This is a genomic window from Aquimarina mytili (genome assembly GCF_016735115.1).
In the GTDB taxonomy this organism is placed as follows: Bacteria; Bacteroidota; Bacteroidia; order Flavobacteriales; family Flavobacteriaceae; genus Aquimarina; species Aquimarina mytili.
The window spans coordinates 1-20,471 of sequence record NZ_JAERQJ010000011.1 but is presented as its reverse complement, the minus strand read 5'-3'; the positions used below and the strand labels follow the sequence as shown (position 1 = coordinate 20,471).

At 35.3% G+C, this 20,471-nt stretch carries 17 protein-coding genes and 5 tRNA genes; 21 read left to right on the top strand and 1 reads right to left on the bottom strand.

Annotated features, from left to right (window positions below):
* Positions 1 to 132 precede the first annotated feature (132 nt).
* From JJQ60_RS19205 to JJQ60_RS19110, 20 genes are all read left to right on the top strand, one after another.
* Positions 133 to 1,299: an acyl-CoA dehydrogenase family protein gene (locus JJQ60_RS19205; protein WP_201923984.1), complete on the top strand. Its 1,167-nt coding sequence runs from the start codon at positions 133 to 135 to the stop codon at positions 1,297 to 1,299.
* A 242-nt stretch (positions 1,300 to 1,541) separates the two neighbouring features.
* The gene (locus tag JJQ60_RS19200) at positions 1,542 to 2,921 is read left to right on the top strand and encodes an alpha-amylase (RefSeq protein ID WP_201923981.1); all 1,380 of its coding nucleotides are present in this window, start codon (positions 1,542 to 1,544) and stop codon (positions 2,919 to 2,921) included.
* Between the two features lie 75 nt (positions 2,922 to 2,996).
* Entirely contained in the window at positions 2,997 to 3,191 is a 195-nt protein-coding gene (gene rpsU / locus JJQ60_RS19195) for a 30S ribosomal protein S21 (RefSeq protein ID WP_130286235.1), read from the top strand.
* Between the two features lie 113 nt (positions 3,192 to 3,304).
* On the top strand, positions 3,305 to 4,195 hold the full coding sequence (locus JJQ60_RS19190) for a tyrosine-type recombinase/integrase (RefSeq protein WP_201923979.1): 891 nt from the start codon (positions 3,305 to 3,307) through the stop codon (positions 4,193 to 4,195).
* A 71-nt stretch (positions 4,196 to 4,266) separates the two neighbouring features.
* Positions 4,267 to 4,569 (top strand): ribosome hibernation-promoting factor, HPF/YfiA family, encoded by a 303-nt coding sequence (gene hpf, locus JJQ60_RS19185; protein WP_201923978.1) that lies wholly within the window; start codon positions 4,267 to 4,269, stop codon positions 4,567 to 4,569.
* A gap of 101 nt (positions 4,570 to 4,670) precedes the next feature.
* Positions 4,671 to 4,744, top strand: a tRNA-Thr gene (locus JJQ60_RS19180).
* A 128-nt stretch (positions 4,745 to 4,872) separates the two neighbouring features.
* Positions 4,873 to 4,955: transfer RNA gene (locus JJQ60_RS19175), tRNA-Tyr, on the top strand.
* A gap of 36 nt (positions 4,956 to 4,991) precedes the next feature.
* Positions 4,992 to 5,064 (top strand) — tRNA-Gly (locus JJQ60_RS19170).
* A gap of 128 nt (positions 5,065 to 5,192) precedes the next feature.
* A tRNA-Thr gene (locus tag JJQ60_RS19165) sits at positions 5,193 to 5,264 on the top strand.
* A 58-nt stretch (positions 5,265 to 5,322) separates the two neighbouring features.
* A complete protein-coding gene (gene tuf / locus JJQ60_RS19160) occupies positions 5,323 to 6,510 on the top strand; it encodes an elongation factor Tu (protein ID WP_201923977.1) in 1,188 nt (395 codons plus the stop codon).
* Positions 6,511 to 6,570: 60 nt separating this feature from the next.
* Positions 6,571 to 6,643 (top strand) — tRNA-Trp (locus JJQ60_RS19155).
* A 93-nt stretch (positions 6,644 to 6,736) separates the two neighbouring features.
* Positions 6,737 to 6,934: a preprotein translocase subunit SecE gene (gene secE / locus JJQ60_RS19150; RefSeq protein ID WP_201923974.1), complete on the top strand. Its 198-nt coding sequence runs from the start codon at positions 6,737 to 6,739 to the stop codon at positions 6,932 to 6,934.
* 9 nt (positions 6,935 to 6,943) lie between these two features.
* On the top strand, positions 6,944 to 7,498 hold the full coding sequence (nusG, locus tag JJQ60_RS19145; RefSeq protein ID WP_201923972.1) for a transcription termination/antitermination protein NusG: 555 nt from the start codon (positions 6,944 to 6,946) through the stop codon (positions 7,496 to 7,498).
* 75 nt (positions 7,499 to 7,573) lie between these two features.
* Positions 7,574 to 8,011, top strand: a complete 438-nt coding sequence (rplK, locus tag JJQ60_RS19140; RefSeq protein WP_103071214.1) for a 50S ribosomal protein L11 — start codon at positions 7,574 to 7,576, stop codon at positions 8,009 to 8,011.
* A gap of 18 nt (positions 8,012 to 8,029) precedes the next feature.
* Positions 8,030 to 8,725, top strand: a complete 696-nt coding sequence (gene rplA, locus JJQ60_RS19135) for a 50S ribosomal protein L1 (protein ID WP_201923970.1) — start codon at positions 8,030 to 8,032, stop codon at positions 8,723 to 8,725.
* Positions 8,726 to 8,740: 15 nt separating this feature from the next.
* Positions 8,741 to 9,262: a 50S ribosomal protein L10 gene (gene rplJ, locus JJQ60_RS19130; protein ID WP_201923968.1), complete on the top strand. Its 522-nt coding sequence runs from the start codon at positions 8,741 to 8,743 to the stop codon at positions 9,260 to 9,262.
* A gap of 69 nt (positions 9,263 to 9,331) precedes the next feature.
* Positions 9,332 to 9,709, top strand: a complete 378-nt coding sequence (gene rplL / locus JJQ60_RS19125) for a 50S ribosomal protein L7/L12 (RefSeq protein ID WP_201923966.1) — start codon at positions 9,332 to 9,334, stop codon at positions 9,707 to 9,709.
* Positions 9,710 to 9,841: 132 nt separating this feature from the next.
* The gene (gene rpoB / locus JJQ60_RS19120; RefSeq protein WP_201923964.1) at positions 9,842 to 13,651 is read left to right on the top strand and encodes a DNA-directed RNA polymerase subunit beta; all 3,810 of its coding nucleotides are present in this window, start codon (positions 9,842 to 9,844) and stop codon (positions 13,649 to 13,651) included.
* A 107-nt stretch (positions 13,652 to 13,758) separates the two neighbouring features.
* Positions 13,759 to 18,060, top strand: coding sequence for a DNA-directed RNA polymerase subunit beta' (rpoC, locus tag JJQ60_RS19115; protein ID WP_201923962.1), 4,302 nt, complete (start codon positions 13,759 to 13,761; stop codon positions 18,058 to 18,060).
* 69 nt (positions 18,061 to 18,129) lie between these two features.
* Positions 18,130 to 18,450, top strand: a complete 321-nt coding sequence (locus JJQ60_RS19110; RefSeq protein ID WP_201923960.1) for a DUF3467 domain-containing protein — start codon at positions 18,130 to 18,132, stop codon at positions 18,448 to 18,450.
* Positions 18,451 to 18,529: 79 nt separating this feature from the next.
* On the opposite strand, the gene JJQ60_RS19105 is transcribed toward JJQ60_RS19110, so the two are convergent.
* Positions 18,530 to 20,116, bottom strand: a complete 1,587-nt coding sequence (locus tag JJQ60_RS19105; protein ID WP_201923958.1) for a peptide chain release factor 3 — start codon at positions 20,114 to 20,116, stop codon at positions 18,530 to 18,532.
* A gap of 181 nt (positions 20,117 to 20,297) precedes the next feature.
* Here JJQ60_RS19105 and JJQ60_RS19100 point away from each other — a divergent pair.
* A partial coding sequence (locus JJQ60_RS19100; RefSeq protein ID WP_455423520.1) for a type IX secretion system membrane protein PorP/SprF occupies positions 20,298 to 20,471 on the top strand: 174 nt, incomplete at its 3' end.

The following is a 20,471-nucleotide window of genomic DNA, read 5'->3' as shown; positions in this document are numbered from 1 at the left end:
AAAAATTGCTGTGAATTTTGAGAAATCTTAAAAATGTTAACTAAAAACTATCAATTCGATAAAAAAGTTACATCAGTATTGATTTGTCATTATACATGGTAATATGCTAACTACAAAAGCAAAAGTTATCATATGAATAGTATGTATTTTACAGAAGAGCACGAATTATTTAGGCAAAGCCTTAGAGAGTTTCTTAAAAAAGAAGTAGTTCCACATATCGAAAAATGGGAAAAGTCTGGATCAATTGATCGATTTATTTGGGAAAAATTTGGTGAGATGGGGTATTTCGGTATTGCGTATCCTGAAGAATATGGAGGACTTGGATTGGATCTTTTTTATACCGTTATCTTGTTAGAAGAACTGCAGAGAATACATTCTGGTGGTTTTGCAGCGGCTATATGGGCTCATGCTTATTTAGCTATGACACATATTAATAAAGAAGGTGATCATAGAATTAAACAAGAGTACCTTACACCCAGTATATCTGGAGAGAAAATAGGATGTCTTGCTATAACAGAACCTTTTGGAGGTTCTGATGTTGCAGGTATGAAAACTACTGCTGTTAAAGAAGGAGATCATTATGTGATTAATGGTTCAAAGACCTTTATTACCAATGGAGTATACAGTGATTATTTGGTAATAGCCGCTAAAACTGATCCAAAGTTAGGGAATAAAGGAATTAGCATTTTTGTAGTTGATCGTGATACTCCTGGAGTTTCTGCGACTAAACTAGACAAGTTGGGTTGGAGAGCTTCAGATACAGGTGAGATCGCTTTTGATAATGTGAAAATACCGGCACAAAATTTAATGGGAGAAGAAAACAAAGGATTCTCATACATTATGCAACATTTTGCTTTAGAAAGATTGATTATGGGGGTTAATGCCCATGCCAGAGCAGAATATGCCTTAGAGTATACCATAAAGTATATGTCAGAGCGAGAAGCTTTTGGTAAAACCATTGATAAATTTCAGGCGCTGAGACATTCGGTAGCAGATATGGCCAGCGAAATTGAAATGTGTAAGGAGTTTAATTACTCCATTACAAAAAGGCTTGATGAAGGGCAATATGTGGTTAAAGAAGCTAGTATGTCAAAATTACTTTCTACTAAAATGGCAGACGAGGCTATTTACAAATGCCTACAACTTTTAGGAGGATATGGTTATATGGAAGAATATCCAATCGCCAGACTGTTTAGGGATAGTAGATTAGGACCCATAGGAGGAGGAACTTCAGAGATTTTAAGAGAAATTATAGCTAAGATCGTAATCGATAAAAAAGAATATAAACCGGCGACCTAAAATTTGGTTATGGTTTTTGGTAATTATGTTCTTCTTATTAAAACATGATTTAAAATTAAAAAAGTGCGGTATTTACCGCACTTTTTTAATGTGAATCCTATATCATAATGCTTTTTACTTGTAATAAATATTGATTCTTATTGTTTTATCAACACGAAAACGTTTTCGTGTTTCTTCAAACGTTTTCGTTAGTGTTAGAATACTTAATTTGATAAAAATTTAACACAAAACACTAAGTAATTATGAAAATTAATCATCTTTTTTATGGATTTCTTACACTGACTTTTTTGTTTGCAAGTTGTAGTAAGGACGAAATCTTGGATCCTGTAACATCAGAGTCTAGTGATTTACAAGAACAAGTGTCATCAAAAGCTTTAAAACCAATAGGTTCTGGAGTGATGATGCAAGCATTTTATTGGGATGTCCCGGCGGGAGGTACCTGGTGGAATGTTATTAAAGGTAAAGTAAGCTCATGGAGCAATGCTGGTGTCGATGCAATTTGGTTACCGCCAGCGAGTAAAGCACAGAATGGGGCATTTTCAATGGGGTATGACCCTTTTGATTATTATGATTTTGGTCAGTATAATCAAATGGGAAGCACAGAAACTCGTTTTGGATCAAAGTCTGAATTGGAGTCATTAATTTCCAGAGCTCACAATAACGGATTAAGTGTTATTGCGGATATTGTGATAAATCATAATAGTGGTGGTGATCTCGAATCTAATGAGTTTGCAGGAAAAAGTACGTACACAAAATTTACACCCTTATCCGGTAAATTTAATCGAACAAAATATGATTTTCATCCAAATGATCAATATAGTTCAGATAGCGGATTTTTTGGTGGATTTCCTGATTTAAGTCATAATAAACCATATGTTCAGGATTGGTTATGGAAACGATCTAATTCTGTAGCAAAGTATTATAAGAATACCATGAAATTTGATGGCTGGAGATTTGATTATGTTAAAGGATTTGCTCCTTGGGTTCCTAGAGAGTTTAATAGAGCTGTTGGAGGGTTTGCAGTTGGAGAATATTGGGATGGAAATGTTAATACTCTAAATTGGTGGGTGAATGAAGCACAAATGTCTGCTTTTGATTTTGGATGTTACTATAAAATGAGAGATGCATTTATGGGTAATAATTTGAATGCACTTAGTGGTGATATGTTGTGGAAAAGAAACGCTTCTCGTGCAGTAACCTTTGTTGCTAATCATGATACAGATGAGATTATCAATAATAAGATTTTGGCATATGCATATATATTAACCCATGAAGGATATCCTGCATTATTTTATAGGGATTATGAAGATTGGTTAGATAAGAATAAACTAAATAATTTAATCTGGATACATAATAATCTTGCTGGAGGTAGTACAACAAACCTATGGACCGATAATGATGAATATATTGCCAAGAGAAATGGTGGAGGCGGAAAGAATGGCCTTATCGTATATATAAACAACTCTAACTCTTGGAAAGAAAGATGGGTAGAGACGAATTGGTCAAGCAGAAGGATTAAAGATTATACCGGTAGTTCAGGTTGGGAACCTGTAACTCAAGGAGGACGATGGGTGAAGATTCAGGCGCCACCAAAAGGGTATTCTGTTTGGTCTTTAAAATAAAAGTAAAAAAGACTTTGTATATAGCAGTATTGTATTATCTTTGCATCCTAATTTTTAAAGAAAGGAGGTACAACTATGTTAATTATACCAGTAAAAGACGGAGAAAATATAGATAGAGCGTTAAAACGTTTTAAACGTAAATTCGATAGAACAGGAACGATGCGTCAGCTTCGTAAACGTCAACAATTTACTAAACCTTCTGTAGAGCGAAGAGCTCAGATCCAAAAAGCGCAGTACATACAGCATTTAAGAGATCAGGAAGAAATTTAAAAAGTTGAAACGCAGTCTATGATACTTCTTAACAGAAGAAGACTTCGTTTTTCAGTATAAAATTACCGTTAGGATTCTAAAAGTTTCATATTTTTGTTTTCTAACGGTTTTTTATGTTTATTTCTGAATTTATAGACTATTTACTTCTCGAAAAAAAGTATTCAATACATACAGTTACGGCCTATAAAACAGATCTGTTTTCTTTTTTAGAATTCTATCAAGAAACATATGATACTTCAGATATTTCTAAGGCAAATTATTCTCAAATTCGTTCTTGGATTGTAGATTTGGTGGATAATGGTATTTCTAATCGCTCGGTAAACAGAAAAGTTTCTTCACTTAAAACATATTACAAGTTTTTACTTAAAACTGGTCATATTGATAAAAGTCCCTTAGTAAAACATCAAGCTCTTAAAGCAGCAAAAAAAATACAGATTCCATTTTCTACAAAGGAGGTGGATATAGTTTTAAATGAATTTGTAGATAGTAAAGATTTTGAAAGTGTAAGAGATAGATTAATTGTAGAGCTTTTTTATGCTACAGGGATGCGTAGGATCGAATTGGTGAATTTGAAGCTTTCAGATATAGATATAGCTAACCAGCAAATAAAAGTATTAGGAAAGAGAAATAAGGAGCGATATTTGCCATTACTTTCTTCGGTTTGTGGTACGCTGAAGACTTATTTAGACCTTAGATCTGTAACAGTGGGTCAAGAAGAAGTTTCTTCTTTGTTATTGACAAAAAAAGGAGTTAAAATATATGAAACTCTTGTATATCGAATCATAAATGGTTATTTTAGTAAGGCCTCCTCGAAGGTAAAAAAGAGCCCGCATATCTTAAGGCACTCATTTGCGACTCATTTACTTAACGAAGGAGCAGATTTAAATGCTGTAAAAGAATTACTTGGTCATTCCAGTTTGGCAGCCACACAGGTGTATACAAATCATAGTGTAGCTCAACTAACAAAAGTTTACAAAAAGTCTCACCCAAGGAATAAAAAGTAAAGAATAAGAGTAGAGCGCTTATTAATCTTTTTTGGCTAAAAATATTTGTTCAACCAATTAAACTATTACCTATGAAAGTGAACTTGCAATCCGTGAATTTTAATGTAGATCAAAAGTTGGTAGATTTTACTCAAGCTAAATTAGATAAACTTGAAAATCATTTTAATCGTATTATTCATGCAGATGTATTCTTAAAAGTTATGAATACAAGTAGTAAAGAAAATAAAATTACAGAAATTTTGTTAAGTGTACCTGGAGATGAATTTATAATTAAAAAAATCAATAAAACATTTGAAGAGGGTGTGGATGAGTGTGTTAGTTCATTAGAAAGACAATTAAGAAAACGAAAGGAAAAATTAAATGCACATGTTTAGCTATTTTTTTTGAAAATAGTTTTGTCTAAAAAATAAATTATTATACATTTGCAGTCCGTTAGAAATAGCGGACTTTTTTATGTTCTAAAACATGGTGAAAAGCCGATATAGCTCAGCTGGCTAGAGCAGCTGATTTGTAATCAGCAGGTCGTGGGTTCGAGTCCCTCTATCGGCTCAAAAAAAGCTAAAACTTTTAATAAATTTTAAAGCTTTTTTGTTAGAATTTTGAATTGTAAAATAAATGACTATTTTTGCGCTCTCAAAACTCTTAAAGTTCATTGTAAAATATTGAATTTATCAATTGGGGAGATACTCAAGCGGCCAACGAGGACAGACTGTAAATCTGTTGGTTTTTACCTTCGCAGGTTCGAATCCTGCTCTCCCCACTTTTTTAATTTTGAATTTTAAATTCAAAATTTTTTGCGGGAGTAGCTCAGTTGGTAGAGCGTCAGCCTTCCAAGCTGAATGTCGCCGGTTCGAACCCGGTCTCCCGCTCAACAGAGCTAATCTCAATGATATATTATATTATTGAGGTTGGATTTTTAAAATAGATGTAATGGTTGATCGGATTTCTTTCTGAATGTTATGAAAGTGCTCTGATTTATCATTATACTCGTTAAAAAGCCGGTGTAGCTCAGGGGTAGAGCGTTTCCTTGGTAAGGAAGAGGTCACGAGTTCAAATCTCGTCATTGGCTCTGAGTTCAGAAGTATAAATTGAACACTAATATATAACTAAGATTAAATAAATTAATTATGGCAAAGGAAACTTTTGATCGTTCCAAACCGCACTTAAATATTGGTACTATTGGACACGTTGATCACGGTAAAACAACTTTAACTGCTGCGATTACTAAAGTATTAGCAGAAGCTGGTCTTTCTGAAGCGAGAGATTTCGATACTATCGACAACGCTCCAGAAGAAAAAGAAAGAGGTATCACGATTAATACTTCGCATGTAGAGTATCAAACATCAAACCGTCATTACGCTCACGTTGACTGTCCAGGTCACGCCGATTACGTAAAGAACATGGTTACTGGTGCTGCTCAGATGGACGGTGCAATCTTAGTGGTTGCTGCTACAGATGGTCCAATGCCACAAACTCGTGAACACATCCTTTTAGGTCGTCAGGTAGGTATCCCAAGAATCGTTGTATTCCTTAATAAGGTGGATATGGTTGATGATGAGGAATTATTAGAACTTGTTGAAATGGAAGTAAGAGATCTTCTTTCTTTTTATGAGTATGATGGAGATAATGGTCCTGTAATCGCTGGTTCTGCACTTGGAGCTCTTAACGGAGAGAAAAAATGGGTAGATACAGTAATGGAACTTATGGAAGCTGTTGATACTTGGATCGAGTTACCTAAGCGTGACGTTGATAAAGATTTCTTAATGCCTATCGAAGATGTATTCTCTATTACTGGTCGTGGTACAGTTGCTACTGGTCGTATTGAAACTGGTGTAGCTAATACTGGAGATCCTGTAGAGATTATTGGTATGGGAGCAGAGAAATTAACTTCTACAATTACTGGAGTTGAGATGTTCCGTAAAATATTAGATAGAGGAGAAGCTGGAGATAACGTAGGTATCCTGTTAAGAGGTATTGAAAAGACTCAGATTTCTCGTGGTATGGTAATTACTAAGCCAGGATCTGTAACTCCACATGCTAAATTTAAAGCTGAGGTGTATATTCTTAAGAAAGAAGAAGGTGGACGTCACACTCCATTTCATAACAACTACCGTCCTCAGTTCTACGTACGTACAACTGATGTAACTGGAAATATTGCGCTTCCTGATGGAGTAGAAATGGTAATGCCTGGAGATAACTTAACAATTACTGTTGAGCTAATTCAGCCAATTGCAATGAATGTTGGTCTTCGTTTTGCTATCCGTGAAGGTGGTAGAACAGTAGGTGCTGGTCAGGTAACCGAAATTTTAGACTAATACAAATATATACATATAAGTGTGAGGTATTCGCCTAGGCGAATACCTTGACTTATGTATACGGGTTTAGCTCAGTTGGTAGAGCACTGGTCTCCAAAACCAGGTGTCGGGAGTTCGAGCCTCTCAACCCGTGCAAGAACAATCATAAATTATGATTGAGATAGGTAAGAATTTATGTAACGAATTTTAAGGGAGTATTCTTAGGTTCGTATAAATAATAAACAAGATGGCTGGATTAATAAACTATATTACAGAATCATATAACGAATTGAAAAACCATGTAACATGGACACCGTGGGCTGAAGCACAAAGGCTAACCTTGGTTGTTATTGTTTTTTCGGTTATTTTTTCTCTAGCTATATGGGGAATAGATACTGTGTTTAGTAATTTGATCGAGTACTATTTTACTCTAGTTAAATCTTAAATTGTCAAAATGGCCGAGGTGGATAATTCAAAGAAGTGGTACGTTGTAAGAGCGGTTAGCGGGCAGGAAAATAAAGTAAAAGACTATATAGAGAGAGAAATTTCTCACATGGGTCTTCAGGATTATGTTTCGCAAATTCTTGTTCCTACAGAAAAAGTGGTACAGATCCGTAATGGAAAAAAGATAAATAAAGAACGTGTTTATTTCCCGGGTTATGTTATGATAGAAGCTAACTTATCTGGTGAAATACCACATATTATTAAGTCTATTAATGGAGTTATTGGTTTTTTAGGAGAAGTAAAAGGAGGAGATCCTGTTCCTTTACGAAAATCTGAAATCAATAGAATGCTTGGTAAAGTTGATGAACTTGCAGTTAAGACTGATAATGTTGCTATACCTTATACAGTTGGAGAAACTGTAAAAGTTATCGATGGACCTTTTAATGGTTTTAATGGTACTGTTGAGAAAGTAAATGAAGAGAAGCGTAAACTTGAAGTAATGGTTAAAATCTTTGGTAGAAAAACGCCATTAGAATTAAGTTATATGCAAGTAGAGAAAGTATAATAATTGTTACATTATATATCCAGAGTTGTTCTTTTGCTTCCACATGTAGAACAATTCTAATTTAAAATTAGAAAAATGGCTAAAGAGTTAAGTAAGGTTGTAAAATTACAAGTACGTGGTGGAGCGGCTAACCCATCCCCACCAGTTGGGCCTGCTTTAGGTGCTGCCGGAGTAAATATCATGGAATTCTGTAAGCAATTCAATGGTAGAACACAAGATAAAGCTGGTAAAGTATTACCGGTTGTTATTAATGTGTATAAAGACAAGTCTTTTGACTTCGTTATAAAAACTCCTCCTGCAGCGGTTCAGATACTGGAAGCAGCAAAACAGAAAAAAGGTTCTGGAGAGCCTAATCGTAAGAAAGTAGCAAGTGTTACTTGGGATCAAGTTCGTGCAATCGCTGAAGATAAAATGCAAGATTTAAATGCATTTACAGTAGAATCTGCTATGAAAATGATTGCTGGTACTGCTCGTTCAATGGGTGTAACTGTAAAAGGACAAGCTCCTTTTTAATCCAAAAACGTTTACAAAATGGCAAAAGTAACAAAAAAGCAAAAAGAAGCACGTGCTAAAGTTGATAGCAATAAAGCATATTCACTAGCCGAAGCTTCCGCTTTAGTAAAAGAAATAACAAACGTAAATTTTGATGCTTCTGTAGATCTTGCTGTTCGTTTGAACGTAGATCCACGTAAAGCTAATCAAATGGTACGTGGTGTGGTAACGTTACCTCACGGAACAGGAAAAGATGTTAAAGTATTAGCATTAGTAACGCCAGATAAAGAAGCTGAAGCTAAAGAAGCTGGTGCTGATTTTGTTGGTCTTGATGAATATCTTGATAAAATCAAAGGTGGTTGGACAGATGTCGATGTAATAATTACCATGCCTAGTGTAATGGGTAAATTAGGACCTCTAGGTAGAGTATTAGGACCACGAGGATTGATGCCTAACCCTAAAACTGGAACAGTAACAATGGATGTAGCAAAAGCTGTTTCTGATGTTAAAGCTGGTAAAATAGATTTTAAAGTAGATAAAACAGGTATTGTTCATGCTGCAATAGGAAAATCTTCTTTTGATGCAGATAAGATAGCTGGAAATGCTAAAGAATTAATAACAACATTGGTAAAGTTAAAACCTCAGGCTGCTAAAGGAGTGTATATTAAATCAATATACATCTCTTCTACAATGAGTCCTGGAGTTGAAATAGATGCTAAAAACTTTGCTGGGTAATTAAGAAAAACGATTATGACAAGAGAAGAAAAATCACTAGTAATTGAAGACTTAACTGCTCAGTTGGCTGAAAATGCTAATATCTATTTAGCTGATATTTCAGGTCTAGATGCAGGTACAACTTCAAACTTACGTAGAGCTTGTTTTAAAGCTAATGTATCATTAAAAGTAATTAAGAATACACTTCTTGCTAAGGCAATGGAGAATTCTGATAAGGATTTTGGAGAATTACCAAATGTATTAAATGGTAATACTTCATTAATGTTTGCTGAAACTGGTAATGCACCTGCTAAGGTAATCAAAGAATTTCGTAAGAAATCTGAGAAACCTGTATTAAAAGGAGCTTTTATCGAAGAAGCAATATTTATCGGTGATGATAACCTTGAGACTTTAGTTAATATCAAGTCTAAAGAAGAAGTTATCGGAGATATTATCGGCTTATTACAGTCACCAGCTAAGAATGTTATTTCAGCATTAAAGTCAGGTGGAGGTACAATAGCAGGTATCCTTAAAACATTATCCGAAAAAGAAGGATAATAACTAGTAGTGTACGCACTTTTTAATAAATTATATTTCAATTAAAAAAATTATTTAAAACGATAGAAAATGGCAGATTTAAAAGATTTCGCAGAACAATTAGTTAACTTAACAGTAAAAGAAGTTAATGAGTTAGCTGATATATTAAAAGAAGAATATGGTATCGAGCCTGCTGCTGCTGCAGTTGCCGTAGCTGGTGGAGCTGCTGCTGGAGGTGGAGATGCTGCTGAAGAAAAAACAGAATTTGATGTAATCCTTAAGGCTGCAGGTGGTTCTAAATTGGCAGTTGTAAAACTTGTTAAAGAATTAACTGGTCTTGGTCTTAAAGATGCTAAAGAATTAGTTGATGGAGCTCCTAAAGCTGTAAAAGAAGGAGTTGCTAAAGACGAAGCAGAAGCTCTTAAAGCTCAATTAGAAGAGGCTGGAGCTGAGGTTGAGCTTAAGTAAGCTTACCATAGATTGATATATAGGTTTAGACCCGGAGAGTATTCTCTGTGGTCTAAACCATTTTGCATATATAAATGTTAAGCATTAAAATATGCAACCCTTTTTAAAATTTTAATTTAATTCCGTCCATTGATGTTAGCAACGCAAACAGAAAGATTGAATTTCTCTTCCGTAAAGAATAGACCCGAATATCCTGACTTCCTGGATATCCAGATCAAATCTTTTCAGGATTTCTTTCAATTAGAAACAAAGTCTGAAGAAAGAGGAAACGAAGGTTTATATAATACCTTCATGGAAAACTTCCCGATTACTGATACTCGTAATCAATTTGTACTAGAATTTTTAGATTATTTTGTGGATCCTCCAAGATATGATCTGCAAGAATGTATTGAAAGAGGTCTTACATACAGTGTGCCTTTAAAAGCACGTCTTAAATTATTCTGTACTGACCCAGAACACGAGGATTTTGAAACTATTGTTCAGGACGTATATCTAGGTACAATTCCGTATATGACCCCTAGTGGTACTTTCTGTATTAATGGAGCTGAGCGTGTAGTTGTATCTCAGTTACACCGATCTCCAGGAGTATTCTTTGGACAATCATTCCATGCTAATGGAACTAAATTATATTCTGCCAGAGTAATTCCTTTTAAAGGTTCTTGGATAGAATTTGCTACCGATATCAATAGCGTAATGTACGCATATATCGATAGAAAGAAAAAATTACCGGTTACAACACTTTTCCGTGCCATCGGTTTTGAAAGAGATAAAGATATTTTAGAAATATTTGACCTTGCAGAAGAGGTAAAAGTTTCTAAGTCAGGTTTAAAGAAAGTACTAGGGCGTAAATTAGCGGCTCGTGTACTAAATACTTGGCATGAGGATTTTGTGGATGAAGATACAGGAGAGGTAGTATCTATCGAGCGTAATGAGATCGTTTTAGATCGTGATACAATCCTAGATAAGGATCACCTTGAAGAAATAATCGAATCTGGTGCAAAAACTATTTTATTGCACAAAGAAGATAATCAAAAAGGTGATTATGCAATTATCCATAATACATTACAAAAAGATCCAACCAATTCTGAAAAAGAAGCGGTAGAACATATTTATCGTCAATTACGTAATGCAGAACCACCAGATGAGGAAACTGCACGAGGTATTATTGACAAATTATTCTTCTCTGATCAACGTTATAACTTAGGTGAAGTTGGTCGTTATAGAATGAATAAGAAATTGGGTCTTGATATCGCAATGGATAAGCAAGTGCTTACCAAAGAAGATATCATTACCATCATAAAATACTTAATTGAGTTAATTAATTCTAAAGCTGAGATTGATGATATTGATCACCTTTCTAATCGTCGTGTTAGAACTGTAGGAGAGCAATTATCACAACAGTTTGGTGTTGGTTTAGCTCGTATGGCTCGTACTATTCGTGAGCGTATGAATGTTAGAGATAATGAGGTATTTACGCCAATTGATTTGATCAATGCTAAAACCTTATCTTCTGTAATTAATTCGTTCTTTGGTACGAATCAGCTATCTCAGTTTATGGATCAAACCAATCCATTAGCAGAGATTACTCATAAACGTAGACTTTCTGCTCTTGGACCTGGTGGTTTATCAAGAGAAAGAGCAGGATTTGAGGTTCGTGACGTACACTACACACATTATGGTCGTTTATGTCCTATCGAAACTCCTGAAGGTCCAAATATTGGTCTGATTTCTTCGCTTGCCGTATTCGCAAAAGTGAATTCAATGGGATTCTTAGAGACTCCTTACCGTAAAGTTGAAGAAGGTAAAGTTGATATTAGCGAGTTTAGATATTTAAGTGCAGAAGAGGAAGAAGAGAAATTGATTGCACAAGCCAATATTCCATTAAAAGATGATGGAACTATTGAATCTGATAAAGTAATTGCTCGTATGGAAGGTGACTTCCCGGTAATTGAGCCAACAAATGTAAATTATGCAGATGTCGCACCAAATCAGATAGCATCGATTTCAGCATCGTTAATCCCATTCTTAGAGCATGATGATGCAAACCGTGCACTGATGGGATCAAACATGATGCGCCAGGCAGTGCCATTATTAAGAGTGGATGCTCCAATTGTAGGTACAGGGTTAGAACGTCAGGTAGCTTCAGACTCAAGAGTATTGATTAATGCAGAAGGAGACGGAGTTGTAGAATATGTTGATGCTCAAAAAATCACGATCAAGTACGATAGAACTGATGAGGAAAGAATGGTTAGTTTTGATGGTGATTCTAAAACATACAACCTTATCAAGTTCCGTAAAACAAACCAGGGAACAAGTATCAACCTTAAACCAATTGTAAGAGTTGGGGATAGAGTGACAAAAGGTCAAGTTCTTTGTCAAGGGTATGCAACCGAAAACGGTGAGCTTGCACTTGGTAGAAACATGAAAGTGGCTTTTATGCCTTGGAAAGGATATAACTTTGAGGATGCGATTGTAATTTCTGAAAAAGTAGTTAGAGATGATATCTTTACTTCTATTCATATCGATGAGTACTCTCTTGAAGTTAGAGATACTAAATTAGGTCATGAAGAATTGACAAATGATATCCCTAACGTTTCTGAAGAGGCTACAAAAGATCTTGATGAAAACGGTATGATCCGTGTTGGAGCAGAGATCAAACCTGGTGATATTCTGATTGGTAAAATTACTCCAAAAGGAGAAAGTGATCCTACTCCAGAAGAAAAACTATTAAGAGCGATCTTTGGTGATAAAGCTGGTGATGTTAAAGATGCTTCTTTAAAAGCTTCTCCATCATTACACGGTGTGGTTATTGATAAAAAATTATTTGCACGTGCTATAAAAGATAAGAGAAAACGTTCTCAAGACAAAGAAGATATTGATATCCTAGAGAGATCTTACGATACAAAATTTGAATTGTTAAAATCAGAATTAGTAGATAAGTTATTTGCTATTGTTGGAGGTAAAACTTCTCAAGGTGTTATGAATGACTTAGGAGAAGAAGTGCTTCCTAAAGGTAAAAAGTATACTCAAAAAATGCTGAATAGTGTTGATGATTATGCACACCTTACCAAAGGAACATGGACTACCGATGATGAACTTAATAGTATGGTTGCAGATCTTATCCACAACTATAAGATTAAAGAAAATGATTTACAAGGTAACCTAAGAAGAGAGAAGTTTACAATCTCGGTAGGAGACGAATTACCTTCAGGAATTATAAAACTTGCTAAAGTTTACATTGCTAAAAAACGTAAATTAAAAGTAGGTGATAAGATGGCAGGTCGACACGGTAACAAAGGTATTGTTGCACGTATCGTAAGAGAAGAAGATATGCCTTTCTTAGAAGATGGAACACCAGTAGATATCGTATTGAATCCACTTGGGGTACCTTCTCGTATGAATATTGGTCAGATTTATGAAACTGTATTAGGATGGGCCGGGCAAAAATTAAATAGAAAATTTGCTACTCCAATTTTTGATGGTGCTTCTCTTGATCAAATTAATGAATTGACTGATGAAGCAGGAATTCCAAGATTTGGACATACGTATCTTTATGATGGTGGAACAGGTGATCGATTTGATCAAGCTGCTACTGTAGGTGTGATTTATATGCTTAAATTAGGTCACATGGTAGATGATAAGATGCACGCACGTTCTATCGGTCCATACTCCTTGATTACTCAGCAACCACTTGGTGGTAAAGCTCAGTTTGGTGGTCAACGTTTTGGAGAGATGGAAGTTTGGGCTCTTGAAGCTTATGGAGCTTCAAGTACGCTTCGTGAGATATTGACTGTGAAATCTGATGATGTTATAGGAAGAGCTAAGACGTACGAAAGTATCGTTAAAGGTGAGCCTATGCCAGAACCTGGATTACCAGAATCTTTTAACGTATTAATGCACGAATTAAAAGGTCTGGGTCTGGATATCAGATTAGAAGAATAATGAAAGGTGTTAAAGCTTTCACCCTGAGCTTGTCGAAGGGTAGTTAGTTCAAAATACCAAATGTTATTCAATTTTAAATTACAATAATTCTTTAGCAACCATATATTATGGCAAGAAATAATGATAAGAATACAGTAAAGAGATTTAATAAGATCTCTATTGGTTTAGCTTCTCCAGAATCAGTTTTGGCGCAATCAAACGGAGAAGTATTAAAACCTGAAACTATCAATTATCGTACTCACAAACCTGAGCGTGATGGTTTGTTCTGTGAGCGTATCTTTGGACCTGTAAAGGACTTTGAATGTGCTTGTGGTAAATATAAAAGAATTCGTTACAAAGGTATTGTTTGTGATCGATGTGGGGTAGAAGTTACCGAAAAGAAAGTACGTAGAGACCGTGTAGGTCACATTAACTTAGTGGTTCCTGTGGCACACATTTGGTATTTCCGTTCTTTACCAAATAAAATAGGATATTTATTAGGCCTTCCTTCTAAAAAGCTGGATATGATTATATACTACGAGCGTTACGTAGTAATCCAGCCTGGTATTGCCAAAAATGAAGAAGGAGAGCCAGTACAAAAAATGGATTTCCTTACAGAAGAAGAATATCTTAATATCCTAGATAGCCTTCCACAAGAGAATTTATATTTGGACGATACTGATCCAAATAAATTTATCGCTAAAATGGGAGCAGAGTGCTTGATCGAGATTCTAAGAAGAATTGATCTTGACGCACTTTCTTATGAATTAAGACATAAAGCAAATAACGAAACTTCAAAACAACGTAAAACAGAAGCACTTAAACGTCTTCAGGTTGTAGAGTCGTTCCGTGATGCAAACAAAAATAGAGAAAACCGTCCAGAATGGATGATCCTTAAAGTAGTACCAGTAATTCCGCCAGAATTACGCCCATTGGTACCACTTGATGGTGGTCGTTTTGCAACATCTGATTTGAATGATTTATATCGTCGTGTAATTATACGTAACAATCGTTTGAAGCGTTTGATGGAGATTAAAGCTCCTGAAGTAATTCTTCGTAACGAAAAGCGTATGCTTCAAGAATCTGTAGATTCATTATTTGATAATACACGTAAAGCATCTGCTGTTAAAACAGATTCTAACAGACCATTAAAATCATTATCTGATTCGTTAAAAGGTAAGCAAGGACGTTTCCGTCAAAACTTACTTGGTAAACGTGTGGATTATTCAGCTCGTTCGGTAATCGTTGTAGGACCAGAATTGAAATTATTCGAATGTGGTCTTCCAAAAAATATGGCTGCAGAGCTATACAAACCATTTGTAATCAGAAAGTTGATTGAACGTGGTATTGTAAAAACTGTAAAATCGGCTAAAAAGATTATAGATAGAAAAGAGCCTGTTGTTTGGGATATCTTAGAAAATGTTCTTAAAGGACATCCAGTATTACTAAACCGTGCTCCTACGCTTCACCGATTAGGTATTCAGGCATTCCAACCTAAACTTATTGAAGGTAAAGCGATTCAATTACACCCATTAGTATGTACTGCATTTAATGCAGATTTTGATGGGGATCAGATGGCGGTACACTTACCACTGGGTCCAGAGGCAATTTTAGAAGCACAGTTATTGATGCTTGCTTCACATAACATCTTAAACCCTGCTAATGGTTCTCCGGTAACCGTACCTTCTCAGGATATGGTATTGGGTCTTTATTATATGACCAAATCACGTAGATCTACTTCAGAGTTAGAAATAAAAGGTGAAGATTTGACATTCTATTCTCCAGAGGAAGTTGTGATCGCATATAACGAGAAGAGATTAGATATCAATGCTAATATCAAAGTAAGAACTAAAGATATTAATGAAGAAGGTGAATCAGTAACTAAAATAATCGAAACTACCACAGGTAGAGTATTATTTAATGAAAAAGTTCCTGAGCAAGCTGGATATATCAATGAGGTATTAACCAAGAAATCTCTTAGAGATATTATTGGTGATATCTTGAAAGTTACTAGTGTTCCTGAAACAGCTGTTTTCTTAGATGAAATCAAGAAATTAGGATATAACTTTGCATTCCAGGGTGGATTATCATTCAGTTTGGGAGATATCATTATACCTCAAGAAAAGCACACGATGATTGCGAGTGCTAATAAAAAGGTAGATGAAATCGTAGGAAGTTATAACATGGGACTTATCACTAATAACGAGCGATACAATCAGGTAATTGATGTTTGGACAACAACAAACGCAAACCTTACCGAGTTGTCGATGAAGCGTATTAGAGAGGACCAACAAGGATTCAACTCTGTATATATGATGCTTGATTCTGGAGCTAGGGGATCTAAAGAACAGATTCGTCAGTTAACCGGAATGCGTGGATTGATGGCAAAACCTAAGAAAGCTAGTTCTGCCGGAGGAGAGATTATCGAAAACCCTATTCTTTCTAACTTTAAAGAAGGACTTTCGATTCTTGAATACTTTATCTCTACTCACGGTGCTCGTAAAGGTCTTGCAGATACCGCTCTTAAAACGGCAGATGCTGGATATCTTACACGTCGTTTGGTAGATGTGGCACAAGATGTTATTGTTAATATAGAAGATTGTGGTACGCTTAGAGGTGTAGAGGTAACTCCGTTAAAGAAAAACGAAGAGATTATCGAAGGTTTAGGTGCAAGAATTGTTGGTAGAACTTCATTACAAGATGTAATTAATCCTCTTACTCAAGAAGTATTGGTTGAAGCTGGAGTAGAAATTGATGATGTTACAGCTAAAATTATTGAAAATTCTCCTGTAGAATCTGTAGAAGTACGTTCTGCACTGACTTGTGAAGCTAAGAAAGGAATCTGTGTGAAATGTTATGGTCGTAATCTTGCAACTGGTAAAACAGTTCAACGAGGTGAGGCTGTAGGTGTAGTTGCAGCTCAATCAATTGGTGAGCCTGGAACACAGCTTACATTACGTACATTCCACGTGGGAGGTATCGCAGGTAACATTTCTGAAGAAAACCAATTAAAATCTAAGTTTTCTGGTAAAGCAGAAATAGAAGAACTTAAAACGGTTAAAGGTGAAGATGCAGAAGGAAATGAAATAGATGTAGTGATCTCTCGTACTTCAGAGGTGAAGATAATTGACCCAAAGACGAAGATAGTTTTAAGTACAAACCTAATCCCTTATGGTTCTCAACTATTCATTAAGGATGGTGATACCTTAAAGGAGGAACAGGTGATCTGTCAATGGGATCCTTATAATGGTGTTATTATTTCTGAATTTGCTGGTAAAGTAAGTTACGAAAACATCGAACAAGGGGTTACATATCAGGTAGAAATTGATGAACAAACTGGTTTCCAGGAAAAAGTAATTTCTGAATCTCGAGATAAGAAAAAGATACCTACGCTTCATGTATTAGGTAAAGGAGATGAAGTGTTACGTTCATATAACCTTCCGGTAGGTGCCCACCTTATGGTAGATGATAACGACAAGATTAAGGTAGGTAAGATTCTGGTTAAAATACCTCGTAAGTCAGCTAAAGCTGGTGATATTACAGGAGGTCTGCCAAGAGTAACTGAATTATTCGAAGCACGTAACCCATCTAACCCTGCTGTTGTTAGTGAGATCGATGGTGTTGTATCTTTTGGTAAAATCAAGCGTGGTAACCGCGAAATCATTGTAGAGTCTAGAATAGGTGAGATTAAGAAATATCTTGTAAAGCTTTCTAATCAGATCCTTGTTCAGGAAAACGATTATGTAAGAGCAGGTATGCCATTATCTGATGGTTCTATCACTCCAGAAGATATTCTTAAGATTAAAGGACCATCTGCTGTACAACAATACTTAGTTAATGAAGTACAGGAGGTTTACCGACTACAAGGTGTGAAAATTAATGATAAGCACTTTGAAGTAGTGGTAAGACAGATGATGCGTAAAGTAAGAATCCAGGATCCGGGAGATACTATTTTCTTAGAAAATCAACTGGTTCATAAATCAGACTTTATAGAAGAGAATGATGAAATCTTCGGAATGAAGGTTGTAGAAGACGCAGGAGATAGCGAAAACCTTAAACCAGGTCAAATTATTTCTCCTCGTGATCTTAGAGATGAAAATTCAGTATTACGTAGAGAAGATAAGAATTTAGTTGTAGCTAGAGATGTAACTCCGGCGACTGCGACACCTATTTTACAGGGTATTACCAGAGCTTCTCTTCAAACGAAGTCATTTATCTCAGCGGCTTCCTTCCAGGAAACTACAAAAGTATTAAACGAAGCTGCAGTAAGCGGTAAAGTTGATACGCTTGAAGGTCTTAAAGAAAATGTAATTGTTGGACATAGAATCCCAGCAGGTACAGGAATGAGAGATTACGAAAGCATTATTGTAGGTTCTAAAGAAGAATTCGAAGATCGAATGGAACAACGACAAGAAGTTAATTATAATTAATACGAAAAGCCTGCCGCTCTCTAGGCAGGCTTTCTTTTTTTAAAAAGAAGTACAATAAAAGAACTTGAAATGGCAGACAATAAAAATCAAAATCAAAAACAGAATCAATTAAATATAGAGTTAGATGAATCAATAGCAGATGGAATCTATAGTAACCTGGCTATTATTAATCACTCCGTTTCAGAATTTGTTGTTGATTTTGTAAATATTATGCCTGGTAGACCTAAAAGTAAAGTGAAGAGCCGAATTATTTTGACTCCACAACATGCCAAACGGTTGTTAAAAGCCCTTAATGATAATGTTAATAGGTTTGAGGCTGCTCATGGAGAGATTAAAGATTATGAGCAACCACCAATACCAATGAATTTTGGTCCTACTGGAGAGGCTTAATCTTTTATTTTTAAATAGAACTATAAAAAACCGGTTAGATATTTTCTAACCGGTTTTTTATGCTTTCGCCCTATACCGTCTAAAACTCCGAAGTAAAATGAAATTGTATCGAAGGATATTTTTGCTGAGTCATTTGTAAACTAAATGAAGAATCGGCCAAGAAAACAAGTTGTCCTTGCTTGTCTTTAGCTAAGAACTTGCTTTTTACACGTTTAAAATCTTTGAATTCTTCGTTGTTTGGATCTTCGGGATCTACCCAACATGCTTTATGGACATTTAGGTTTTCATAAGTACATTTTGCACCATATTCATGCTCCAATCGATATTGAATAACTTCATATTGAAGCGCCCCTACGGTACCGATAACTTTTCTTCCGTTTAATTCTAAAGTAAATAATTGAGCCACTCCTTCATCCATTAATTGATCAATTCCTTTAGCCAATTGTTTAGATTTCATAGGATCCGCATTGTTAATATATCTAAAATGTTCTGGCGAAAAACTTGGGATACCTTTATAATGAAGAATCTCTCCTTTTGTAAGCGTATCCCCAATCTTGAAGTTACCCGTATCATGTAGCCCGACGATATCACCTGGATAGGATATGTCTACAATTTCTTTCTTTTCTGCAAAAAAAGCATTTGGACTGGAAAACTTAAGTTTTTTATTATGCCTTGTGTGTAGATAGGGTACATTTCTTTCAAAAGTACCTGAAACAATTTTTACAAAAGCCAATCGATCTCTGTGTTTAGGATCCATATTGGCATGAATTTTAAATACAAATCCTGTAAAATCATTTTCTTCAGGTTTTACAATACGTACATCACTTTCTTTTGGTCTTGGTGGGGGTGCTATACTAACAAAGCAATCTAGCAATTCTCTAACGCCAAAGTTATTTAATGCTGATCCAAAAAACACAGGTTGTAATTCTCCGTTTTTGTAGGCTTCGTTTTCAAATTTTGGATATATACCTTCAACGAGCTCGATTTCTTCTCTTAGCGTCTCTGCAGGTCTGTCTCCAATGATTTTATTCAGTTCTTGGGATGCTAAATCAGAAATCTCAATATTTTCTTCTATATTCTTTCTACTATCTCCACTAAAAAGGTTAATATTTTTCTCCCAAATATTATATATCCCTTTAAAATCATACCCCATACCGATTGGAAAACTAAGAGGGGTAACAGTAAGACCTAATTTTTGCTCAATTTCATCCAGAAGTTCAAAAGCATCTTTACCTTCTCTATCAAGTTTGTTGATAAAAACTATCATTGGAATGTTACGCATTCTACATACCGATACTAGTTTTTCGGTTTGTTCCTCTACACCCTTAGCAACATCAATTACAACAATTACACTATCTACAGCGGTTAAGGTCCTAAATGTGTCTTCTGCAAAATCCTTATGTCCTGGAGTATCAAGAATATTGATCTTAATATTTTTATACTCAAAAGCTAATACAGAAGTTGCTACTGATATACCACGCTGGCGTTCGATTTCCATAAAATCACTGGTTGCTCCTTTTTTGATTTTATTCGATTTTACCGCTCCGGCTTCTTGAATAGCTCCTCCAAAAAGTAATAGTTTTTCTGTTAATGTGGTTTTACCGGCATCCGGGTGAGAGATGATCCCAAAGGTTCTCCTTCTTCCTATTTCGTCTGTAAATTTCATTGTATATGTAGTGATGAAGGTGCAAATATAGCACTAAAAACACAATGTAAGAATCAAATTATCTTTCAATATTTATTGTCGATAGTATGCTAATAATATGGTATTTATATAATATACTATATATTTGTTAATCCCTAAATCAATTAAAATTCTAATGAATAGACCCTTACTTATATTTATAATGTTGGTATTTACTTGCACTACTACATTCATTCATGCGCAGCAAGACGCCCAATATACCCAATACATGTATAATACGATTAGTGTTAATCCGGCCTATGCTGGTAGTCGAGGTGTTATGAGTATTATGGGGCTACATCGTAGTCAGTGGGTAGGTTTAGATGGTGCACCACGT